The sequence below is a fragment of the Paracoccus versutus genome (assembly GCF_000763885.1).
Lineage (GTDB): Bacteria > Pseudomonadota > Alphaproteobacteria > Rhodobacterales > Rhodobacteraceae > Paracoccus > Paracoccus versutus.
Map to the genome: position 1 here is coordinate 1 of NZ_JRKO01000060.1, position 21543 is coordinate 21543.

Genomic DNA, 21543 nt, shown 5'->3' on the forward strand with positions numbered 1-21543 from the left:
AGTCCGGCCCTGCCCTCCATAAGATGCCAGACTTCGTCACGCCGCCTTCGGGCGGCCTTTTTCTTTGGCCATCACGCAACATTTCGATGGTCAATAATCGCGCGTAGAATGGTCAAAGCGGGAAAACAGGCATCCATGAGATAACGTAAAATCAATCAGTTACCACAATACGGAACCCTCTCAATGGCCATTATACGCGCGATTAATGTCCACTGTGCGGGCAAGGTTTCAACATAATCATTTTATTGCAAGGGTTTGCTTGGAATCCAGCGCATGGCGTTGACACCGGGCGCCGTGTCCTGGCGCCGGGATCCGGCAGGTTGACTTGGAAGGCCGCTGTCAAGGTTCTGGCAACTGCTGCGGGACGTGACGAGCATCCGCCCGACGCCATCGCTTCCGGGCCTGCGAAACCTCGCCGAAGCGCCGGGGAAGCGCCGCTTTTCCGAACGGCGGCGATATGCCCGCAGGATACCATCATGCGACCCGATGCTGCTGTTCCCTGCCCTGAATCGGAGACTGGGATTTCCGCGCAAAATAATGATTTAAAAGATAAATTAAAAGACTCTCCGTCGCACAGCCGGGCCCAAGCACATGTGTCATGAAGGCGCCAGCTCTGCCGCTTTACGGTCCTGTTCCGCAACAACGACCGCCGCCCAAGGCCGGTCATGATCGGCCCCTGCCCCGCAAGCTTGGCGACCGGATGATCTTGCCGAGGACGCCGTGCCGCCTGTCTTCCGTGACGCAGGGGGCGGCTCTTATCGGCCGCCGACGGCGATGTCGGGAAACAGCGGGCCGGCGGGAAGGTCGCATGCCTTCTGGGCCGGGGCATGGATCCTGATAAAGCTCACGGCCTCGAAACGCCGCAATCCATGCCGAAACGCCGGTGATCGTCCGCAAGGACGATGCGTCCTGGCAATGCCTTTTGCCTTCCCCTCCGGCCTCGCCGCGGTCCTGCCGCGGCCAGGGTTTCGAGGGCGGCCTGGACGCCGATCCCCTCGACGCGCATGCTCCATGCTCCATGCTCCATGCTCCATGCTCTACAGGCAGGGCGGCCGCGCGCCCGCCCAGGTCACGGCCTGCTGGCCAGCAGGGACCGCAACTGCGTGGGAAACAGCTGCAGCAGCAGGGTCTCTGTCACCGCGTCCTCGGCTTTCGCGACAAAGACCCGCAGGTCGATGGGGCTGTCGTCGCGGGGCACCAGCTCCTCGGGCCCGCCGAAGCCAAGGTCGAACATGGCGCGCCAGGTCGGGCGGCCGACGACCGGATAGACCGCGTCGTTGGACACCACCCCGCGCGAGGCGGTGATGTTGAGATGCGGCTTGTCGCCGGGGGCCAGCGAATGGGGCGTGAAGTCGCAGACGATCTTCACCGTCTCCTGCGGGCGCGGCTGGCCGGGCACGCCGCCGGCACCGATGCGGACGGCGACGAACTGCCCGGTGCTGCCGGCCAGCGGGCTGTCCTCGAGCCAGGACAGCCGGTAGTCCAGCCGGTATTCGTCGCCGGCCCTGGGCGGGGCGGCGGGCTGCCAGAAGGCCACGATATTGTCGTGGATCTCGTCATCGGTGCTGAGTTCGACCAGCGTGACCGTGCCCTCGCCCCAGTCGCCGCGGGGCGCGACCCAGGCGCTGGCGCGCTTTTCGTAGAAGACGCCGTCGTCCTGATATTGCTCGAAACTCCTTTCGCGCTGCATCAGCCCGAAACCCTTGACCGAGGGCGCGGTGAAGGTGTTCGCCATGGTATGGGGCGGGTTGTTCAGCGGCCGCCAGATGCGCTCGCCCGCATGGGTCAGGATCTCGAGCCCGTCCGAATCGTGGATCTCGGGCCGCCAGTCCGGCGCGATATGCGGCGTGTTCTTGCCGAACCAATACATCGAGGTCAGCGGCGCGATGCCCAGCCGCTCGACCCATTCGCGCAGGAAGATACGGGCGGTCACGTCCTGCTCGATGCCCTTGCCGCGGCGCGAGACGATGCGATAGGCGCCGGTCGCGCGCGGGCTGTCGAGCAGCGCATAGGTGGTCATGCCGCTGTCGGTTTCCGGCTCGAGCCAGAAATGGGTGAACAGCGGGAACTCCTCGGGCCCGTCGGGGATGGCGGTGTCGATCGCCAGGCCGCGGGCCGAAAGGCCGAACTGGCCGCTGTAGCCCGAGGTCCGCCAGTAGGAGGCGCCCAGGAACGCCATCCAGTCGCGCCCGGTCTGCGCATCCATGACGCTGAAGCCGGCGAAGCCGTCGGTCCGGGCCAGCCGCCGCGCCGGATTGTCGTCGGGGATGTCGAAGAGATCCAGCGAAAACGGGATCTCGCTTGCCATGCCGTCCCGGAGCGCATGGATGTGGACCGGCTGCTTGAAATAGCGGCCGGGAAAGAAGAACCGCACCCGCGAGGCGGCCGGCTCGTCGCCCCAGAGGGCCTGGTCCTGGCGAAAGCGGATCTCGTTGTGGCGGTCGTAATCCACCTCCTCGAGGATCTCGGCCTCTTCGATCTCGGGCGGCTGGTAGGCGGCCTGCGCCAAGGCCCGCGCCCGCTCGGTCAGGATATCGAAGGAGAACGCCTCCGGCTCGGCATCGCCGGCGATGCCGTCCGCCGCGCGCGCGATCCGCGGCAGCAGGAAGAAGGCGCCGCCGCCCAGGGCGGCCTGCAGCACGGTGCGGCGAAAGAGTTTTTGCGAATGCATGATGCCCCAAGGATCAGGTGATTCAGTCGCTTGCCATCGGGGCCCAGCTGCGGCCGCATTTCAAGGCATCGATCCCGCATTGGCCGAGTCTTGCCGATCGGTGCCGCCGGGCAAGGCGCATTGCAGCCGGCCAGACGGCGCTCAGCCCCCGGCCCTCAGCCCCCCGCGGGCGGCCACATGCGCTGCCACACGCCGTCGCGCCGGATCAGCGCGTGCTGCAGCGCCGCGCCGACATGCACCGCCAGCACCGCGATCAAGAGCAGGGCCGCGATGAAATGCAGCCCCTGCGCGGCGGCGGCCAGGGCTTCGGATTTCGGCAGCCAGGGCCCTGCCCCCATGGCGTCGATCAATTCGATGGGAAAGCCGCCGGCCCGCACCCGGACGAAGCCGCTCAGCGGCATGACGACCAGCAGGACGTAAAGCGCCAGATGCGAGGCGGCCGCCGCCCGCCTCTGCCAGCCGGGCACCGAGGCCGGCAAGGGCGGCGGCGGATGCAGCCGGCGATAGACGATCCGCGCCAGGATCACCGGGATCAGCAGCGTGCCGGTGTTCTTGTGAAAGATGAACAGCGCGTCCTGCAAGCCGCGGTCCAGCCCCTCGCGCGTCATGGTCAGCCCCGCCGGGATCATCAGCAGCACGGCAAGCGCGACGATCCAGTGAAACAGGCGGGCGGGCGTTCTGTAACCCAAGGGGGGCTCGCGCATCGGCTGGCTCCTTTTCACTATCCTATCGCAAAACCCCGCCCCGCGCAAAGCCGTAGCATCTTGACGGAACCCACGCTTGGCGTAGCATTTTCCCATGACCGACCCCGATCACGGCCCGCTTGCGCAGCCGCCCCGCCCGGCGGCTGGAATACCGGCGCAGGTCGCCGCCGGCGCCGCGATGGGCGTTTTCGCGATGCAGGCGCTGCGGCTTGGCGGGATCGGCGGCGCGGCCGGGGGCTGGCTTGCCGCAAGCGCGCTTTATCTGGGCTGCTGCGCCATGATCCTGGCGCAGATGCGGCGCAGCTATCCGCATGACCGGATCGGCGGCTGCAACGCGGTGACGCTGCTGCGCGCGGCCATCACCTGCGCCTTGCTGGCGCCGCTTGCGGATGGCGTGGCGGCAGGATGGGCGGTCGCGGTCGCCGGGGGCGTGGCGCTGGTCCTCGACGGCGTCGATGGCTGGCTGGCGCGACGGTCGGGGCTCGTCTCGGGCTTCGGGGCGCGTTTCGACATGGAGGTGGACGCGGCTTTCGCCCTGGCCCTGGCGCTGCATGCCTGGCTAGGCACCACGCTGGGGCCGGGGGTGCTGTTGCTGGGGGTGCTGCGCTATGGCTTCGTCGCCGCCGGCCTCGCCCTGCCCTGGCTGCGGGCCGAGCTGCCGCAGCGGCTGCGGCGCAAGGCGATCTGCGTGCTGCAGCTCGGCACGCTGATCCTGCTGCAAACGCCGCTGCCGAGCCATGCGCAGGCCGAGTTCCTGGCCTGGTTCGCCACGGCGGCGGTGGTGCTGTCCTTTGCGCTCGACATCCGCTGGCTGTGGCGGCGCCGGCCATGACCATGCGCAGGGCCTTGCCGCTGCTGCTGTCGGCGCTGGCGATCCAGCTGGCGCTGATCGTGCCGGGCGCCGCGATCCGCCCGACGCCCGAACTGCCGGCGCTGCTGCTTTTGCTGGTGCTGGGCGGCGGCGTGGTGCGCCTGGCGGTCGCGGCGGCGCTTACGCTGCTGGCGATGCAGAAGATTGCCGACCTTGCCATGGTCTCGGCGCTGGGGCGGCCCTTCAACGTCGCGGCGGACCTGCCGCTGCTGGACGCCGCGGTGCGGCTGACGGGCGGCACCTTCGGCCCGCTGGCGGGTCTCGGCCTCGTCCTGGCCGCTGCCCTTGCCGCATCGGGCATCGCCGCGGTGCTGTGGTGGGCGACGGGGCTCTGGGCCCGCCCCGTCGCGGGACAAGGCACGCGCATCGCCCTTGTCGCGGCCATCGGGCTGGTCCTGCTGCCCGCCATGGCCCCAAGGCCGGAGAATGCGCGCTATGCGTTTGAGCGCGCCCGGCTGGCCGCCGGCACCTTCGCCGCGCTGCGCGACTTCCGCGCGGCGGCGGCAAACGACCCGATGGCGGGCCGGCCGGGACTGCTGGGTGCCATCGACCGCGACGTGCTGGTGATCTTCGTCGAAAGCTATGGCCGCGCCAGTTTCGCGACCCCCTTCTACGCCGAAACCCATCTCGCCACCCTGCGCCGGGCCGAGGCCGATCTGGCGCGCGCCGGCCTTGCCATGCGCTCGGGGTATCTGGTTTCGCCCACGCAGGGCGGGCAAAGCTGGCTGGCGCATGCGACCTTCGCCTCGGGGCTTTGGGTGGGCGACCAGTCGCTTTACCAGGCCGCGCTGGCCAGCGGGCGGCAGGGGCTGTTCCACCACGCGCAGCGCGCCGGTTTTCAGACCGCGGCCGTCATGCCCGCCATCACCCGCCCCTGGCCCGAGGCGGCGCAGATGGGCTTCGACCGCATCCTGGCCGCATCGGACCTGGGCTATCGCGGGCTGCCCTTCAACTGGGTCACCATGCCCGACCAGTTCACCCTGGCCGCCGCCGACCGCCTGCTGCGCCATGACGGGGGCGACCCGCTTTTCGCCCAGGTGGCGCTGATTTCGTCCCATGCGCCCTGGGTGCCGGTGCCGCGGCTGATCGGCTGGGACGAGGTCGGGGACGGTTCCGCCTTCGCCGCCATGGCCGTCGCCGGGGAAAGCCCGCAAGAGGTCTGGCGCGACCGCGACAACATCCGCCGCCATTACCGCGACGCCATCGACTATGCCTTGCAGACCGTCACGGCCTATGCGCTGCGCCATGCGGGTGACGCGCCGCTGATCCTGGTGCTGGGCGACCACCAGGCCGCGCAGCGCATCGCGCCGGACGGCGGGCGCGACGTGCCCATGCATGTGATCGGCCCCACGGCGCTGGTCGAACGCAGCGCCGCATGGGGCTTTGCCCCCGGCCTGGTCCCCGGCGCGGACAGCCCCGCGATCCCGATGGACCGGATGCGCGACCTGATCCTGCAAGGCTTTGCCGCGCCGGATGCGGGGCCGAGGGAACGCCTCGCCCGCCACGGTCGTTCGTCCCCTGCCCCACCATGACCCGAACGGAGGTGCCCCGATGACCCATTCCCCGCCGACACGCCGCCGGATCCTGCAGACGGGGGCGGCGGGGCTGGCGCTCGGCCTCTCGGGCCTACCGCACCGGGCACGGGCGCAGGAGGAGGCCGTCGCGCTGCAACTGTCCTGGCTGCATTCGGTGCAATTCGCCGGCAGCTACATCGCGCTGCAGAACGGCTGGTGGCGCGAGGCGGGGCTGGAGGTCTCGCTGCTGCAGGGCGGCCCGAACGCGCCGGTCGAGCCGCCGGTGGTGGCGGGCACGGCGCTGGTCGGCATCTCGGCCGCCGACTATGCCGCGGCGGCGGTGGCGCAGGGGGCGCCGTTCCGCATCATCGGCGTCGCCATGCAGAAGAACCCCTTCGCCATCGCCTCGCTGCCGGGCAATCCCGTGGAAACCCCTGCCGACCTGCCGGGGAAAAGCATCGGCATGGCCATCGCCAACACCCCCGTCCTGCAGGCGCTGTGCAAGCTGAACGACGTGGATTTCGACGCCATCCGCATCGTGCCCACGCAATATTCCGCCCAGCCGCTGATCGCGGCCGAGGTGGACTGCCTGCTCTGCTGGGAAACCGACCTGCCGGTCGCCATGGCGATCCAGGGCATCGAGGCCCGCACCATGCTGATGGCCGATCACGGCTATGCCCTGCATTCCCAGACCTATATCGCGACCGAGGACAGCCTGGCCCACCGCCGCGAGGCGCTGGTGGCGCTGATGGCCGGCGAGGCGCGGGGGTGGGAGGCGTGCCGCGCCGACAGCGATGCGGCGGCCGAACTGACCGTCGCCCTGTTTCCCGATGCCGGGCTGGACCTGCCCACGCAGAAATTGCAGGCGCGCCGGCAATTGCCGCTGATGTTCTCGGAGCTGACCGAGACGCACGGTTTCGGCTGGTGGAGCGACGAGGCGGTCGAGGCCAATATCCGCACCCTCTCGCTGCTGGGCCGCGAGGTGACGCCCGCGCTCTGGGACCGCTCGATCCTGGAGGCGGTCCATGCAGGATAGCAGCGCCGGGATCAGTTGCCGGGCGCTGACCAAGACCTGGCCCGGCGGCGTGCATGCGGTCGCAGGCTTCGACGCCGATTTCGCTGCGGGCCAGACCACGGCGCTGATCGGCCCCTCGGGCTGCGGCAAGTCCACGCTGCTGCGGCTGGTCGCGGGGCTTGATCTGCCGGACGGCGGGCAGGTGCGCATCAATGGGCTGGACCCGGCCCATCAGCGCCGGCGGGGCGCGATCTCGATCGCCTTCCAGGATCCCTCGCTGCTGCCCTGGCTCAGCGCCGCGCAGAACGTGGCGCTGGCGCAAAAGCTCGCCCGCCAGCACGCCGATCCGGGCAAGGTCGCGCATCTGCTGCGACTGGTCGGGCTGGAGGGCTTTGCCGCCACCCGCCCGGCGGCGCTGTCGGGCGGCATGCGCCAGCGCGCCGCCATCGCCCGCGCGCTGGTCACGGCGCCGCAGGTGTTGCTGCTGGACGAACCTTTCGGCGCGGTCGATGAACTGACCCGCCGCCAGCTGGCGCAGGATCTGCCGCCGCTCTGGCAGGCGCAGGGCACCACCGCGCTGCTCGTCACCCATTCGCTGGCCGAGGCGGTGTGGCTCGCCGACCGCATCCTGGTCCTGTCGCCCCGCCCGGCGCGGATCATCGCCGACATCGCCGTGCCGCTGCCCCGTCCGCGCCGTCCCGGACTGGCCGACAGCCCCGCTTTCCGCCGCATCGAGGCCGAGGCGCGGGCGGCGCTCTCTGCCCCCGCCTCGGCCTGCCCATGAGGAATGCGCTGGCCGGGCTTATCCTGCTGCTTGCGCTGTGGCAGGCCGCGGCGCTGGCCCTGGCGGGCCGCTACCTGATCGCCGGCCCGGTCGAGGTCGCGCAATGGACCGCCGCCCATGCCGGGCTGCTGTCGCGGGCGCTGGCCGTGACCGGGACCAATGCGGCGGCGGGCTTCCTGCTGGGGAACCTGGCCGCGGTGGCGCTGGCGGGTGTGGCACTGCTCTGGCCCCGGCTGACCGGGCTGGTCTCGGGGCTGGCGCTGGTGGTCTTTTGCCTGCCGCTGGTGGCGACCGGGCCGATCCTGCGGGTGATGATGGGGCCGGGCGAAGGCCCGCAGATCGCGCTGGCGGCGCTGGCGGTCTATTACACCACGCTGATCCCGCTGCTGGCCGGCCTGCGCGCCGTGCCCGCCGCCTGGCTGGACCTGGTCCATGTCTATGGCCGCGGCCGCCTGGCCGAGCTGCGCCATGTCCGGCTGCGCGCCGCCCTGCCCTATCTGGTCGCCGGGCTGCAGATCTCGGCCCCCGCCGCCTTCCTCGGCGCGCTGGTGGGCGAGTTCACCGGGGCCGAGCGCGGCATGGGCGTGCTGACCATCCGCTTCACCCGCGCGCTGGACGTGCCCGCGCTCTGGAGCATCGCCGCGCTGGCCGCCGCCGTCGCGGTCGCGGCCTATGCGCTGATCGGCGCGGCGGCGCGCCGCTTCCTGGATGGATCGCCGCCCGTGCTGCTGGCCCCGCCGGGCGCCGCGCCCGGCTCGCGCCGCGCGGCGCTGGTCTCGACGCTCGCGGTGGTCGCGACCGTGCTTGCCGCGTGGTGGGCGGGGCTGCGGCTGGCCGGGCTCAGCCCGTTCTTCGCCAAGCGGCCGGGGGACGTGCTGGCGGCGCTGGCCTGGGCCCCGGATGCCGCCCAGACCCGGCAGACCCTGGCCGGCGCGCTGGCGCAGACCGGCGCCCATGTGCTGCCGGGCTATGCGGCAGGGCTGGCGGCGGGCGCGGGCCTCGCCGTCCTGCTGGCGCTGCTGCCCGCGCTCTCGGCACTCGTTACCCCGCTTGCCATCGCGCTGCGCGCCATCCCCATCGTGACCACGGCACCGCTGATCGTGCTGCTGGTCGGGCGCGGCGCGGCGGGGGTGGTGGTGCTGGTCGCGGTCATGGTGTTCTTTCCGACCTTCGTCGCCTGCCAGCACGGGCTGCGGCAGGCGCCGGGCCAGATCCTCGACGTGTTCCGCACCTATGCCGCCGGCCGCTGGCGGCAGATGATCCATGTCCGTATCCCGGCCATGCTGCCCGCGCTTTTCGCCTCGGCGCGGATGAGCGTGCCGGCCGCGGTGCTGGCCGTCACCGTGGTCGAGTGGCTGGCGACGGGCGGCGGCATCGGCGGGCTGATGGCGCTGTCGGCCTCGGTCTCGGATTACGACATGCTCTGGTCCTCGGTGGTGCTGGTCACGCTGCTCTCATGGCTGGGCCATGCAGGCGTCGGCGCGACCGAGCGCCGCGTGCTGGCCCGCTATGCCCCCGAACAGGTGCGCCCATGACCCCACCCTGCGACGCCGTCTTCGCCATTCCCGGCGACATCGCCACGCTGACCGGCGGCTATATCTATGAACGCCGGTTGCTGGAGGGGCTGCGCGCCCTGGGCCATGACGTCCGCCACCTGCAGCTGCCTGCCAGCTTCCCCGACCCCGCCCCGTCCGAGATGGCGGCGGCCGTCGCGGCGCTGGTGGCCGAGGACCGCCCGCTGATCGTCGACGGGCTGGTCTTCGGCGCCATCGACACCGCCGGCCTTGCCCAGGTCCGCGCGCCCATCGTGGCGATGATCCACCACCCGCTGGCGATGGAGACCGGCCTAGATCCCGCGCGGCGCGCGCATCTCTACCGGACCGAGCGCGACAACCTGCGGCTTGCGCGCCACGTGCTGGTTCCCAGCCCCCATACGCGCGCCCTGCTGACCGAACGCTACGGCGTGCCGCCCGACCGCATCACCATCGCCCGGCCGGGGGTCGAGCGGCCATGGCTTGCCCCCGCGCCCCTGACTCCGCCGCTGATCCTGTCGGTGGGCATCCTGCATCCGCGCAAGGGCCATGACGTGCTGATCAAGGCATTGGCAGAGCTGGCAGATATGGACTGGCAGGCGGTGATCGTCGGCAATCCCTGGGACCGCGCCCATGCCGCCGCGCTGGCCCGGCAACTGGCCGAAAGCCCGGTTTCGGATCGGGTGGTGCTGGCGGGGCGGGTGGATGCCGAGCGGCTGGAACAGCTTTACGCAAGCGCCTCGATCTTCGCGCTGGCGACGCGATACGAGGGGCACGGGCTGGTCTTCGACGAGGCGCTGGCGCATGGCCTGCCGATCGTCGGCTGCGCGACGGGCGCCGTCCCCGATACCGTGCCCGCGGCCGCCGGGCTGCTGGTGCCGCCCGACGACCCGCCGGCCTTTGCGGCCGCGCTGCGCCGGCTGCTGGGCGAGGCGCCCCTGCACGCGCAGCTGCGCGACGCCGCGCGCCGGGCCGGCGACGCCCTGCCCGGCTGGCGGGAAACCGCAGCCGTTGCCAGCCGGGTCCTGGAGCGCTGCGCCCTGCCGCGATACAGGGCAATCAGGTCTGCCGGCGATCGCGATTGACGCAAGGCGCCCAAAGCTGACCTTGCAGACCCGACGGCCAGTTCAGGAACCGCGGCTTAGCCCGTCAAAGCGGAAACGACAGCCGTCGCATCAAGACCCCGCCCCCGGCCCCCGAAAGGAAGGCTCGCAATGGCGCCGGATGGAAAGCCATCCCTGCTTTCTCTGCACCGCCCCTCGGGCCGGCGCGCGGGCTTGATCGGATATAGGCAAACCTTAGTCCACGCCGGCCCGAATCCGCTGCCGAGCGCGGAACAGGCTGCGCATCGGAACCTCGAAATGGCGGTAGACCAGCGCCGAAAGCCCCAGCGTGACCAGCAGGGTTGCCGGCACGAACAAGGCCTGCCGGAGCGTGTCGGGCAGGAATCCAGCCAGCTTCGGCCAGGCAAGGTAGCCCGCGCTGATGACCGGGACATGCAGCATGTAGATGGTATAGGAGATGTCCCCGAGCCAGACCGGCGCGCGGGCGGACAGCAGGCGGCCCAGAACGCCCCGGTCCTCCCAGGTGGACAGGATGCAGATGGCAAAGAGCGGCACCATCCAGAGCAGTTCGAGACGGGCATGCATCATGCCTGCCAGCGCAACGACGCAAGACAGCTGAATCAGCGACAGGGCCCTGTCCGACAATCCGGTCCAGGAATGACGATAGTGGCACAGGGCATATCCAAGCAGGAACCCCGGCACCGCCCGCAGCAGGGCAATGCGTTCCCAGCGCAGCCCGTAATGCTGCATCAGGATCTCATGCGCCGCGAGCCCCGCTATCGCCAGCACGACGAAGACCTCGGGCCCAGGGCGCAGGCGCATGAGCAGGCCGCAACCCAGAAGCGGAAACAGCAGATAGGCGGCGAACTCGCCACTGATCGACCAGCTTGGAAAATTCAGGGAAAACTGGTCCTGGAACCCCCAGGCCTGCACCAGCGCTACCGTTCGCAACGCTTCCTGCGAAAGCTCGGCCGAAAAGGGGCCGCCATAGATCACCAGCAGGGACATCCACGCCAGCGTCAGCAGATGAAGCGGATAGATCCGTGCGAACCGGCTTTGCAGGAAATCGCGCGGACTGAAACGGCTGTCGAAACCGTCGGCGGCATAGACGAGTGTCATCACGAAGCCGCTCAGCATGAAGAACAGGTCGACCATATGCGTCGCGCTCATCACGAAGCCGGTTCTGCCGTCGATGGCCGCGCCCCAGGGAAAGGCGTGGCGGTAGTGATAGAGAACCACCAGCAACGCGGCTATTCCGCGCAGCGCCGTATGGGATCGGATATGTCGGCGATGCATCATCGGGCCTGGACTTCGGGTGACGGAGAGGACTCTGAGCCGGGGACATGCCCACCGTAAGGTCGTGTCGAATGCGGCGGCAATTCCCCCAGATTGGTTCCGGGTCGAGCGGTGAGGTCAAGTTTGGCAAACTTTACGGGCAGATGTCCATCACCGTCGCCACGAACCGCGCTGTCGGTGAACGGCCCACCCTTCCCGGTGTCGCCGAGAGGACCGTCGCAATGCCATCGGCCATCCCGCACCCTGGGACGAAGAGACAGCAACCGTCCTGCTTGAGATGGTCTGCTGCGCCGGGTCGCGGCCTGCGATTGCGACAGGCTGGTCCTGACCGTGGACAGGCAGATGCCGCCCAAGCACGAAGAGAAACCAGCGCAACGGCTTCGGCGCACCCTTTCGGCCGACGCTGCGGAACCTCGTCGACATGCTGCGCCATCCGCGCTGGCCATGGGACGTGATCCTGCGGCCGGCCCTGCGGCGCCGGATGCCGAGCGATGGCCATTACCCGCCTAAGGTCCACGCCGGCCTGCTGTCGCCGGCTATGGCCGAGGAGTTGTGCCTTCATCCCGCGCTGACGGGACGGGATTTCCGCGCGCTGTGCCTGAAAGGCGGGCTGTCCGCCGAGGGCGCCGATGCCATCGTGGTCTCGACCCATGGCGGGCGGAGTTTCGACGGCCTGCCGCCGCCCGTCGAGGCCCTGCCCGCATCGCTGCTGATCCGGGAGCGGTTCCCGAACTGCTGGCCGACAGCGGCGTCCGGCGCGGTTCGGACGTGCTGAAACACCGGGCCTTCGGCGCTTCGGCGGTGCAGCTTGGCCGCGCGCCGCTACGGGATCTTGCCGGCGGCGGCGAGGCTGGGGCCGCGGCGCTGCCGGCAATGGCCGAGATGCGGGCGGCGATGGGTTTTCTTGGCGTGCGGAGGCTTGCCGATCTCTCGGCTAAGGCTAAAGCCGGTCAACCGAGGGCGCAGGAACGGGAACATGCGGACATGATCCCCGGCGGCCCCGCCGGCGCAGTTCGCAAATGGAACGTGCCGCAGAAGCGCCCTCGATCCCCCAGCTTGCACCGCGGGCGTCGGGATAGGGCTCAGCCATGGGCGGTCCGCACGGCATCCATGCTGGATAGCGCCAGGCGCGGCGCGGCCTTCATGACCTGGCCGGGCAGTTCCCTTCCCAGGATCCGCTCGGCGGTCCGGGCGGCCTCGATCAGTCTGCCGAGGTCGATCCCGGTCGGAAAACCCGATTCCTCGCACAGATAGACGAAATCCTCGGTGGCGATATTGCCGGTCGCGCGCGGCACGAACGGGCAGCCGCCGATCCCGCCCACGCTCGCCTCGAAATCGCGGATGCCGTGCAGCAGGCCGGCATAGGCGCAGGCCAGGCCGACGCCGCGGGTGTTGTGGAAATGCAGCGCGATCCCCACCTCGGGCACCGCCTTGCGCAGGGCGTCGAGCGCCGGCACGACATTGCCCGGCGTCGCCATGCCGGTCGTGTCCCCCAGGGTGATGCGCGAAATGCCGAGGTCGCGATACCGCATGGCCTGCTCGACCAGCTGGTCCACCGGCACGTCGCCTTCGAAGGGACAGCCAAAGGCCGTGGCGATGGCGCCATGCAGCGCGACCCCGGACCCTTGGGCGAGGCGCGCGATCTCGTGGAACCCGGCAATCGAATCGGCGCGCGAGCGGTTCACGTTCTTCAGGTTGTGACTTTCCGAGGCCGAGGCGAACATCACCACCGCGTCGATCCCCGCCTCGATGGCGGCTTCGGCACCGCGCAGGTTCGGCGCCAGCGCGCTGAAGCGGACACCGGCCCGGCCGCGGAAATGCCGCACCAGCTCGGCCGCATCGCGCATCTGCGGCACGGCGCGCGGCGAGACGAAAGATGTCAGCTCGACCGAGCGGATGCCGGCCGCGACAAGGCTTTCAACCAGCCGGATCTTGTCCTCGGTCGGAACGAAGGCTTTCTCGGATTGCAGGCCGTCGCGGGGCGAAACCTCGGTCACGGCGACTTGCCTGCCCGGTGCGGATGCGGGGGCGGTCATGTCACGCCGCCTCGCCCGAGGGGGCCTTGGCGGCCGCGGCGATTTCCTCGGGCGTCAGGCCGAGACTGCCGAGGATCTCGGCATTGTGCCCGCCGAGACGGTCCACATCGCCCCCGCCGGCCAGCGAGGCGCCGTCGATCTCGATCGGCAGGGCCGGCGCCCGGAAGCTCCGGCCATCCGGGGTCTGCGACAGCGCAAGCCCGCCCTGCCGCATGACATGCTGGTCGCGAAACAGGTCCGAAGGCTTGGCCACCGGCGCAAAGGGGATCTCCATCTTCTCCAGCGCCGGCAGAAGCTCGGCCATGGGCCGCCTTGCGACCGCCGCCGCGACCAGGGGCACCACCCAGGAGCGGGCGTTGATGCGGGCCATCCTGCTTTGCAACTCGGGGTGCTGCAGCAGGTCGTCCAGGCCGAGATAGGTGCAAAGCCGGGTCCAATGGCCGTCGCTGACCGCGCCGATGAAGATCTGCCCCCCCTCGGCATCGGCAAAGACGTCATAGATCGGCCAGCTGAAGGCCCGCTCGGGCATCGGCTCGGGGTCCCTGCCCTCAAGCTCGAACTGCACCATGTGCTGCGAGACCAGCAGCAGGCAATTCTCGAACAGGCCGACGCGGATGGTCCGCCCCTCGCCGGTCTTGCCGCGCTCGAACAGCGCGGCGATGACGGCGAAGGCGCCGAACAGCCCGCCCATGATGTCGTTGGCCGAGGTGCCGACGCGCAGCGGCCGCCCCTTGGGGCCGGTCATGTAGGCCAGGCCCGACATCATCTGCACCACCTCGTCCAGCGCCGTGCGCCGCTCGTAAGGCCCTGAAAGGAAACCCTTGTGGCTGGCGCAGATCAGGTGCGGAAAGCGGTCCTGCAGGGTTTCGGCATCCAGTCCCATCCCCTTCAGGGTGCTGTCCTTGAAATTGTCGATGAAGACGTCGGCCGAGGCCAGAAGGCGGTCCAGCGCCTTCCTGCCGGCCGGCGTGCGGCTGTCCAGGACCACCGATTTCTTGCGGCGGTTGAACAGCGGAAAGAACGCGCTGCCCATGCCGGTCAGCTGGCGCGTCTTGTCGCCGCCGGGCGGCTCGACCTTGACCACCTCGGCGCCCAGGAAGGCCAGGAACATGCCGCAGCTTGGCCCCATCACCATATGGCTCATCTCAACGACACGGATCCCCGCGAGGGGTTTGAACTCGGCAGTCATGCGGCCTCCCATCCCATGGGCAAAGGATAGGATTGCCTGACTATTCTTACAATTATATAATACTTATAGCTATGTTCTAAAAATTAGCATCCACGCGAGGCGCCCTTGGACCTGAAGCAATTGCGGTATTTCTGCAGCATCTACGACAGCAAGAGCCTGTCGGCCGCGGCGGAAGCCGAGAGAATCGCCGTCTCGGCGCTGAGCTACCATCTCGCCAATCTCGAGGCCGAGATCGGCGCGCCGCTGTTTACCCGAAAGCCGCGCGGGCTCGAGGCCACGGCGGCGGGCGAGCGGCTTTACCTGCATGCCCGGACCATCCTGAAGACGGTCGAGGTGGCGAAAAGGGATCTGTCCACCTTTCGCGACAATGTCTCGGGCGAGGTGTCGCTGGCCCTGGCCTATTCCGCGATCCAGGCCATCGGCGTCCAGCTGGCGAAGGTCGTGGTCGAGGACTACCCGGACCTGCAGCTCAACATGATCGAAAGCCTTTCCAGCACGACCCTGCTGCACCTGTCCTCGGCCGATGCCGACCTGGGCCTGGCCTACAACCCGCCGCTGACCAGCACCTTCAAGGCCACGCCGATCCTCGAGGAGGATCTGGTCCTGATCGGCAAGCGCGAGATCATCGGCAGCGGGTCCGAGCCGGTGACGGTGTCGGAACTGCTGGATTTCAAGATCATCATGCTGCGCCAGGGCATGGCCGCGCGGGCGCTGCTGGACCATCACAAGACCTTGGAACAGATCTATGCGACCAGCCAGCTGCAGATGAACTCGGTCCATGCGATTTCCGGTGCGGTCCGCGAGGGGCTGGGCTGCACCATCGGGACGACGCTGTTCATGGGCGACGAGATCAAGTCCGGCCGGCTGCACTGGCGGCCGATCATCTCGCCGACGCTGACGAGGACGCTTTATCTGTGCGAGCAGACGGACCGGCCGCCGACCATCGCGCTGGAGACGATCCGCGACCTGATCCGCGACCTGATCGTCCGCGCGGTCAAGGACGGCATCTGGCCGGCAAGGCTGGTCGAGGCGGAATGACGAAAGCCCCGTCCGGGCGGACGGGGCTTTCGCATTGGTTTCACCGGCTTACTGCTGCGCCGAGACCTTTTCGACATAGGCGTTGGTATAGGTCTTGCTCAGGTCGATCTTGGCGCCGGCGACCTCGGGCAGGTTGAAGCTCAGCATCGTCTGCACCGCTTCGGCGCCCTTCGCATCCACCAGCCCGGTTTCCGACAGCATTTCCATGCTGTTGTTCAGCGATTCGATATAGACCTGCGGGTCGGCGCCGACCAGGTTGGGCGGCATCTTCGCCGCGATCTCCTCGGCGGGGGTGTTGTGGATGTATTGCAGCGTCTCGACGATGGCGGCGGCCAGGGCCTGCGCCTGTTCGGGATGCTGGTCGAGCCATTCCGTGCGGGTATAAAGCGCCGCGCCGGGATAGTCGGCGCCGAACAGGGCGTGGGTGTCCGCCGCTTTCCGGGTATCGACCAGCACGGGCAGATCGGGATGGCGGTTCTGCAGCTGGGTGATCGCCGGATCGGGCGTGACCACCGCATCGATCCGGCCCTGCTCCAGCGCCGCGACCGCGGTGGCGCCGACGCCGACGCCGACGACCGAGGCGGCATTCGGTTCCAGCCCGTTCTGCGACAGCATGTATTTGAGGAAGAAGTCGGTCGAGGAACCGGGCGCGCTGATCCCGACGGTCTTGCCGGCAAGATCCTTGATCGTCTTGACCTCGCCGGCCTTGCCCGGCGCCACGGCCACGGCGATGCCGGGCAGCCGGCCCATCAGCACGAACGAGGACAGCTCCTGCTGCTTGGCCGCCAGCGTGATCGTGTGTTCGTAATAGCCCGAGACCACGTCCGCGCTGCCGCCGACCACGGCCTTCAGCGCCGCCGAGCCGCCCTTGAAATCCACGAGCTCGACATCGACCCCGTGCTTTTCGTAAAGGCCAAGCTGCTCGGCCAGGACGACGGGCATGTAGCAGACGCAGCTGGCCCCGCCGATCGCGATCTTGACGGTTTCAGCCGCCGCAGGCGTCGCGCCCGCCACCAGCGCCGCCGCAAGGATAGTCCTGAGCATCGTCATCTTTGCTCCTCCCTTCAGTGATTGTTGTCGGGCTGCCAGACCAGCAGCTTCCTTTCCACCATCGTCACCCCCCAGTCGATGAGAAGGACGAAGGCCGACAGGACGAACATCCCCGCGAACACGCCGGCGATGTCGAACATGCCCTCGGCCTGCGCGATCAGATAGCCAAGCCCGGCGGATGACCCCAGGTATTCGCCCACGACCGCGCCGACCACCGCAAAGCCGATCGAGACATGCAGCGAAGAAAACACCCAGCTCAGCGCCGAGGGCAGGTAGACGTGGCGCAGCAGCTGCCGCTCGGTCATGCCCAGCATCCGGGCGTTTTGCAGCACGGTCCGGTTCACCTCCTTCACGCCCTGGTAGACGTTGAAGAAGACGATGAAGAAGACCAGCGTGAACCCCAGCGCCACCTTGGACCAGATGCCCAGGCCGAACCACAGCGTGAAGATCGGCGCCAGCACCACGCGCGGCAAGGCATTGGCGGCCTTGACATAGGGGTCGAAGACCGCGGCCAGCTTGGGCCGGCGCGCCAGCCAGAAACCGGCGATCATCGCGGCGACCGCGCCGATGACGAAGGCCAGCGCCGCCTCGACCAGCGTGATCCACAGATGCCGCCAGATCTCGCCGCTCCTGAACCAGGCGACGATCTGCCAGAACACGTCGGCGGGGGTCGAGAAGAAGAACTGGATCCGGGCCGGATCGCCCAGGATCGAGGTCTTGGTGATCACCCACCACAGCGCGACGGCAACGACCGCCACGAGGATCTGCAGGGTTGTCAGGACGGCTCTGTTCATGCCCGCTCCTCCCGGTTCTGGTTGCCATAGGCCTTGAGCACCTGCTCTTTCAGCAGGTGCCAGATGTCGCGGTGCAGCTCCTGGAACTCGGGGGACAGCTTGATCTCGGACACGTCCCGCGGCCGCGCCAGGGGAATGGTGAAATCCCCGATCAGCTTGGCGTCCGGCCCCGTCGACATGATGACCACCCGGTCCGCAAGCGCGATGGCTTCCTCGAGGTCGTGGGTCACGAACATCACCGCCTTGCGGTCCTGCTGCCACAGGTCCAGCAGCAGATCCCCCATGATCAGCCGCGTCTGCGCGTCCAGCGGCCCGAAGGGCTCGTCCATCAGCAGGATTTCCGGGTCGCGGATCAGCACCTGCGCCATGGCGACCCGCTTGCGCTGGCCGCCCGAGAGCATGTGGGGATAGCGATGCCCGAAGCCCTTGAGGCCGACCTTTTCCAGCCATTCCTCGGCCCGTTCCAGGGCTTCGCGCCGCGGCGTGCCCGAGATTTCCAGCGCGATGGCCACGTTGTCGCGCGAGGTCTTCCACGGCATCAGCGCATCGGCCTGGAACAGGTAGCCCGCGCGCCCGTTGAGCCCCTCGAGCGGCTGGCCCTGGATCTCGACGGTCCCGGCCGAGGGCTTGAGCAGCCCGGCGGCGGCATTCAGCAGCGTCGACTTGCCCGAGCCGGTCGGCCCGACGATGGCGACGAACTCGCCCTCGGCAACGCTGAGATTGGCGCCGGCAACCGCGCGGAACACGGTTTTTCCCGTCCCGCCGAAACTGATGTCGACATTATCCAGACGCACGGCGTGCTGCATTCATCCTCCCTAACCGCCATCGCCCAGGCGACCGGCCGCGAAGGGACGCCGGGTTGCCCCGACATGCCCGACCGGATGCCGCCGCTGCGCGCTGACTGAATATCGCCTTACCGCAAGCCTCCTCATGCGGTTTCCCTAACGTATCCAAGCCGGATCATGCTCACAATTATATAATTTCATATGTTTTGTTCTATTTTTTGGAAACCTATGGGCGGGATCTTCCGGTTGTCCCCGGCCGCGGTTGATGTCCGGCCCCATCCCCCGCATCCTGGGGCCATGCAGCGACAGGAGCGATCATGAGCGACGACTATGCCCCGCCCAGGGTCTGGACATGGGACAAGGAAAACGGCGGCGAGTTCGCCAGCATCAACCGTCCCATCGCCGGGCCGACGCATGACAGGGACCTGCCGGTCGGCAAGCATCCCTTGCAGCTTTATTCGCTGGCCACGCCCAACGGCCAGAAGGTCACGATCATGCTGGAGGAATTGCTGGAAGCCGGCTTCGACGCCGAATACGACGCCTGGCTGATCCGCATCGGCGACGGCGACCAGTTCGGCAGCGGTTTCGTCGCGGTGAACTCCAACTCCAAGATCCCGGCGCTGATGGACCGCTCGGTCGCGCCGCCGCGGCGGGTGTTCGAATCCGGCTCGATCCTGCTTTACCTGGCCGAGAAGTTCGGCGCCTTCCTGCCCCGTGACCCGGCGGCGCGGACCGAGACGCTGAACTGGCTGTTCTGGCAGATGGGCTCGGCCCCCTTCCTCGGCGGCGGCTTCGGGCATTTCTACGCCTATGCGCCGGTCAAGATCGAATATGCCATCGACCGCTACACGATGGAGGTCAAGCGCCAGCTCGACGTGCTGGACCGGCACCTGGCCGATCACCGCTTCATGGCCGGCGAGGACTATACCATCGCCGACATGGCGATCTGGCCCTGGTATGGGCAGGTGATCGCGGGCAAGGTCTATGGCGACGCGGCGACCTTCCTCGATGCCGGGATCTATGGCCATGTCCGGCGCTGGCAGGACGAGATCGCCGCGCGTCCCGCCGTTCGGCGCGGCATCATGGTCAACAAGACTTCGGGCGATCCGGCCAGGCAGCTTTGGGAACGCCACGATGCCGCGGATTTCCTGACCAGGACGCAGGACAAGATCGGCGACAAGGCCGAGGGTTGAGCCGCGCATGAAAGGCCCGGCTTTCGCCGGGCTTTTCCAAAGACGCTGCATGGGTTTGTTGCGCGGGCGGCCCGAACATCCGGATTGCAGGGTGGGAATCCGCCCTGCCGCCCCTCGGCCAAAGCGCCGCGCCGGGAAGGGCCGCGTCCTCGCCGCGCGGCGCTGGGAAGTCGCGGTCCCGACGGCCGCGGCCTTCGCGTGCCTGTCCCGCGAATGTCCGGGTCAGGCGCGCAGCCGGCGGCCGAGAAAATTCAGCACCTGCCTTTCCTCGTGCCGCAGCCCCGGCTTTTGCGGGTCGCCGGCGGGTTTGCGGCAGGGGCCCAGCTTCAGCTCGCCAGCCAGGTAAGCCTCGATGATCCGGGGGTGGACATAGCATTTGCGGCAGATCGCCGGCGTATTGCCCAGATGGCCGGCAACGGTTTCGATGGCCTCGCGGATGTTGCGGTTCGCCGCCGCCTGGCTCTCGCAGGCGGGATATGCCGACAGGGCCAGCGCAGCCAGGACCGTGCCGGTCCAGGTGCGGAAATCCTTGGCCGTCACCTCGCTGCACGAGATCCGGCGCAGATAGTCGTTCACGTCGGTCGAGGTGATCTTCTGCCGGGCGCCCTCCTCGTCCAGATACTGGAACAGGGCCTGGCCGGGCAGATCCTGCATGCTGCGCACGATCCGGGCCACGCGGCGGTCGCGGATGCCCAGGTCCCATTCCCTGCCGCCCTTGCCGCGAAAGCGGAACCGCAGCTGGTTGCCCTCCAGCCTGACATGCCGGCTGCGCAAGGTGGTCAGCCCGTGCGACCTGTTCCGGCGGGCATAGTCGCCGTTGCCGACGCGGATCATGGTGGTCTCGAGCAGATGCACCACCGTCGCCAGCACCTTTTGCGCAGGCAGCCCGCGCAGCGCCATGTCGCGCGCGACGCAGGCGCGGATCCTGGGCAGAAGCCGGGCAAAGGCCAGCATGTGATCGTATTTGGCGCTGTCGCGGAAGGCGCGGAAACCGGGGTGGTAGCGGTATTGCTTGCGCCCGCGCGCGTCCCTGCCGGTGGCCTGGATATGGCCGCGCGGATCGGGGCAGATCCAGACGTCGGTATAGGCCGGCGGCACCGCCAGCGCCGCCAGCCGCCTGCGCTCGGCCTTGTCGGTGATCCTCCGGCCCTGGGGATCGCGATAGCAAAACCCCTTGCCCGCGCGGATGCGGGTGATCCCCGGCATGTCGTCGCTGACATGCACCAGCCCGGCCTGTTTCGCGGCCGCGACGGGGTCCGAAGGGGCGGGCGTGTCCCTGGGCATCTGGTGATCCGGCTGACGGTCGCGGGCTCAACGCCGGCCGGGGCGGATGGTTGCGCGGATGGTTGCGGGGCCAGGACGGCGAGGCTTCCGGGACGGCCGAGACCGCGCGCCATCCGCCCTGCCCCCCGTCAGCCAAGCTCGGCCAGGATCGCGTCGCAGAAGGCATCCAGGTCGGCCGGGCTGCGCGCGGTGATGATGCGGTCGTCCGTCACCGCCTGGCCGTCGACCCAGACCCCGCCCGCATTCACCAGGTCCGTGCGGATGGATTTGTAGGATGTCACCTTGCGGCCCCGGATCAGATCCGCCTCGACCAGCAGCCAGGGGCCGTGGCAGATCGCCGCGACGATCTTGCCCTCGTCGTGAAAGCGCCGCACCAGGTCGACCGCCCCTGGCTCGATGCGCAGCTTGTCGGGGTTGATCTGGCCGCCCGGCAGCACGAGCGCGTCATAGGCAGAGGCGTCGACCGAGGACAGGGCCAGGTCGGCATGGACCCTCTGCCCCCAATCCTCGCCCTGCCAGCCGCGAATGCTTTCCCCGCCGGGCGAGGCGATCTCGACGGTCGCGCCCACCTCGCTCAGCCGGTCGCGCGGAACTTCCAGTTCGGATTGCTCGAATCCATCGGTGGCGAGGATGAGAATCCGGGCATCGGCAATCTTGCGCATGTCATGGTCCTTTCCTGTTGCAGGATTCACGCCTTCAACGGCAACGGGTAGGCAACAAGGA

General features: G+C 68.8%; 18 protein-coding genes and 1 pseudogene. 9 read left to right on the top strand and 10 right to left on the bottom strand.

The genetic code is table 11. The features are described from left to right. Positions 1-1069: 1069 nt before the first annotated feature. Both IT40_RS21530 and IT40_RS21535 read right to left on the bottom strand, forming a co-directional pair. A complete protein-coding gene (locus tag IT40_RS21530) occupies positions 1070-2671 on the bottom strand; it encodes an OpgD/OpgG family glucan biosynthesis protein (protein ID WP_036759601.1) in 1602 nt (533 codons plus the stop codon). Between the two features lie 155 nt (positions 2672-2826). Beyond that, positions 2827-3375: a cytochrome b gene (locus IT40_RS21535; RefSeq protein WP_036759603.1), complete on the bottom strand. Its 549-nt coding sequence runs from the start codon at positions 3373-3375 to the stop codon at positions 2827-2829. 94 nt (positions 3376-3469) lie between these two features. On the opposite strand from IT40_RS21535, the gene IT40_RS21540 reads away from it, so the two are divergent. Genes IT40_RS21540 through IT40_RS21565 form a run of 6 tightly spaced genes read left to right on the top strand, consistent with a single transcriptional unit; the run spans position 3470 to position 10176 of the window. Continuing rightward, entirely contained in the window at positions 3470-4207 is a 738-nt protein-coding gene (locus tag IT40_RS21540; RefSeq protein WP_052096219.1) for a CDP-alcohol phosphatidyltransferase family protein, read from the top strand. Further along, positions 4204-5778: a sulfatase-like hydrolase/transferase gene (locus IT40_RS21545; RefSeq protein WP_036759645.1), complete on the top strand. Its 1575-nt coding sequence runs from the start codon at positions 4204-4206 to the stop codon at positions 5776-5778. Before IT40_RS21540 ends, IT40_RS21545 begins: the two co-directional genes overlap by 4 nt. 19 nt (positions 5779-5797) lie before the next feature. After that, a complete protein-coding gene (locus IT40_RS21550; RefSeq protein WP_036759605.1) occupies positions 5798-6796 on the top strand; it encodes an ABC transporter substrate-binding protein in 999 nt (332 codons plus the stop codon). Beyond that, the gene (locus IT40_RS21555) at positions 6786-7559 is read left to right on the top strand and encodes an ABC transporter ATP-binding protein (RefSeq protein ID WP_036759607.1); all 774 of its coding nucleotides are present in this window, start codon (positions 6786-6788) and stop codon (positions 7557-7559) included. The genes IT40_RS21550 and IT40_RS21555 overlap by 11 nt, the downstream gene beginning before the upstream one ends. Continuing rightward, positions 7556-9094: an ABC transporter permease gene (locus tag IT40_RS21560; RefSeq protein ID WP_036759609.1), complete on the top strand. Its 1539-nt coding sequence runs from the start codon at positions 7556-7558 to the stop codon at positions 9092-9094. The genes IT40_RS21555 and IT40_RS21560 overlap by 4 nt, the downstream gene beginning before the upstream one ends. Continuing rightward, positions 9091-10176 (top strand): glycosyltransferase family 4 protein, encoded by a 1086-nt coding sequence (locus IT40_RS21565; protein ID WP_052096220.1) that lies wholly within the window; start codon positions 9091-9093, stop codon positions 10174-10176. The genes IT40_RS21560 and IT40_RS21565 overlap by 4 nt, the downstream gene beginning before the upstream one ends. A gap of 213 nt (positions 10177-10389) precedes the next feature. Here IT40_RS21565 and IT40_RS26980 read toward each other — a convergent pair whose 3' ends face one another. After that, entirely contained in the window at positions 10390-11454 is a 1065-nt protein-coding gene (locus IT40_RS26980) for an acyltransferase family protein (RefSeq protein ID WP_084197366.1), read from the bottom strand. 400 nt (positions 11455-11854) lie between these two features. Between IT40_RS26980 and IT40_RS26985 the strand changes: the two are divergent. Continuing rightward, positions 11855-12330: pseudogene (locus tag IT40_RS26985) on the top strand (alpha-hydroxy-acid oxidizing protein); the annotation flags it as partial. A gap of 203 nt (positions 12331-12533) precedes the next feature. Here the strand turns inward: IT40_RS26985 and IT40_RS21580 are convergent. Next, the gene (locus IT40_RS21580; protein WP_036759611.1) at positions 12534-13487 is read right to left on the bottom strand and encodes a hydroxymethylglutaryl-CoA lyase; all 954 of its coding nucleotides are present in this window, start codon (positions 13485-13487) and stop codon (positions 12534-12536) included. A 1-nt stretch (position 13488) separates the two neighbouring features. Further along, positions 13489-14676, bottom strand: coding sequence for a CaiB/BaiF CoA transferase family protein (locus IT40_RS21585; protein WP_036759613.1), 1188 nt, complete (start codon positions 14674-14676; stop codon positions 13489-13491). Between the two features lie 105 nt (positions 14677-14781). Here IT40_RS21585 and IT40_RS21590 point away from each other — a divergent pair, with 105 nt between their 5' ends. Further along, positions 14782-15714, top strand: coding sequence for a LysR family transcriptional regulator (locus IT40_RS21590; RefSeq protein WP_036759615.1), 933 nt, complete (start codon positions 14782-14784; stop codon positions 15712-15714). 48 nt (positions 15715-15762) lie between these two features. On the opposite strand, the gene IT40_RS21595 is transcribed toward IT40_RS21590, so the two are convergent. Genes IT40_RS21595 through IT40_RS21605 form a run of 3 tightly spaced genes read right to left on the bottom strand, consistent with a single transcriptional unit; the run spans position 15763 to position 18364 of the window. Then, on the bottom strand, positions 15763-16764 hold the full coding sequence (locus IT40_RS21595) for an ABC transporter substrate-binding protein (RefSeq protein WP_036759617.1): 1002 nt from the start codon (positions 16762-16764) through the stop codon (positions 15763-15765). A gap of 14 nt (positions 16765-16778) precedes the next feature. Next, on the bottom strand, positions 16779-17558 hold the full coding sequence (locus IT40_RS21600; protein ID WP_036759619.1) for an ABC transporter permease: 780 nt from the start codon (positions 17556-17558) through the stop codon (positions 16779-16781). After that, complete coding sequence (locus IT40_RS21605; RefSeq protein WP_036759621.1) at positions 17555-18364, bottom strand: ABC transporter ATP-binding protein; 810 nt, start codon at positions 18362-18364, stop codon at positions 17555-17557. The genes IT40_RS21600 and IT40_RS21605 overlap by 4 nt, the downstream gene beginning before the upstream one ends. A gap of 296 nt (positions 18365-18660) precedes the next feature. On the opposite strand from IT40_RS21605, the gene yghU reads away from it, so the two are divergent. After that, positions 18661-19536, top strand: a complete 876-nt coding sequence (gene yghU, locus IT40_RS21610) for a glutathione-dependent disulfide-bond oxidoreductase (protein WP_036759623.1) — start codon at positions 18661-18663, stop codon at positions 19534-19536. A 222-nt stretch (positions 19537-19758) separates the two neighbouring features. Here yghU and IT40_RS21615 read toward each other — a convergent pair whose 3' ends face one another. Together IT40_RS21615 and IT40_RS21620 are read right to left on the bottom strand one after the other, a co-directional pair. Continuing rightward, entirely contained in the window at positions 19759-20820 is a 1062-nt protein-coding gene (locus IT40_RS21615) for a DNA topoisomerase IB (RefSeq protein ID WP_036759625.1), read from the bottom strand. A gap of 128 nt (positions 20821-20948) precedes the next feature. After that, entirely contained in the window at positions 20949-21482 is a 534-nt protein-coding gene (locus IT40_RS21620) for a type 1 glutamine amidotransferase domain-containing protein (RefSeq protein ID WP_036759627.1), read from the bottom strand. Positions 21483-21543 lie beyond the last annotated feature (61 nt).

Coding starts and splice junctions, on each gene's coding strand:
- IT40_RS21560 (WP_036759609.1), top strand. CDS start 7,556: ATGAGGAATGCGCTGGCCGGGCTTATCCTGCTGCTTGCGCTGTGGCAG.
- IT40_RS21600 (WP_036759619.1), bottom strand. CDS start 17,558: ATGAACAGAGCCGTCCTGACAACCCTGCAGATCCTCGTGGCGGTCGTT.
- IT40_RS21620 (WP_036759627.1), bottom strand. CDS start 21,482: ATGCGCAAGATTGCCGATGCCCGGATTCTCATCCTCGCCACCGATGGA.
- IT40_RS21615 (WP_036759625.1), bottom strand. CDS start 20,820: ATGCCCAGGGACACGCCCGCCCCTTCGGACCCCGTCGCGGCCGCGAAA.
- IT40_RS21580 (WP_036759611.1), bottom strand. CDS start 13,487: ATGACCGCCCCCGCATCCGCACCGGGCAGGCAAGTCGCCGTGACCGAG.
- IT40_RS21595 (WP_036759617.1), bottom strand. CDS start 16,764: ATGACGATGCTCAGGACTATCCTTGCGGCGGCGCTGGTGGCGGGCGCG.
- IT40_RS21535 (WP_036759603.1), bottom strand. CDS start 3,375: ATGCGCGAGCCCCCCTTGGGTTACAGAACGCCCGCCCGCCTGTTTCAC.
- yghU (WP_036759623.1), top strand. CDS start 18,661: ATGAGCGACGACTATGCCCCGCCCAGGGTCTGGACATGGGACAAGGAA.
- IT40_RS21555 (WP_036759607.1), top strand. CDS start 6,786: ATGCAGGATAGCAGCGCCGGGATCAGTTGCCGGGCGCTGACCAAGACC.
- IT40_RS21540 (WP_052096219.1), top strand. CDS start 3,470: ATGACCGACCCCGATCACGGCCCGCTTGCGCAGCCGCCCCGCCCGGCG.
- IT40_RS21585 (WP_036759613.1), bottom strand. CDS start 14,676: ATGACTGCCGAGTTCAAACCCCTCGCGGGGATCCGTGTCGTTGAGATG.
- IT40_RS21605 (WP_036759621.1), bottom strand. CDS start 18,364: ATGCAGCACGCCGTGCGTCTGGATAATGTCGACATCAGTTTCGGCGGG.
- IT40_RS21550 (WP_036759605.1), top strand. CDS start 5,798: ATGACCCATTCCCCGCCGACACGCCGCCGGATCCTGCAGACGGGGGCG.
- IT40_RS21530 (WP_036759601.1), bottom strand. CDS start 2,671: ATGCATTCGCAAAAACTCTTTCGCCGCACCGTGCTGCAGGCCGCCCTG.
- IT40_RS21565 (WP_052096220.1), top strand. CDS start 9,091: ATGACCCCACCCTGCGACGCCGTCTTCGCCATTCCCGGCGACATCGCC.
- IT40_RS26980 (WP_084197366.1), bottom strand. CDS start 11,454: ATGATGCATCGCCGACATATCCGATCCCATACGGCGCTGCGCGGAATA.
- IT40_RS21545 (WP_036759645.1), top strand. CDS start 4,204: ATGACCATGCGCAGGGCCTTGCCGCTGCTGCTGTCGGCGCTGGCGATC.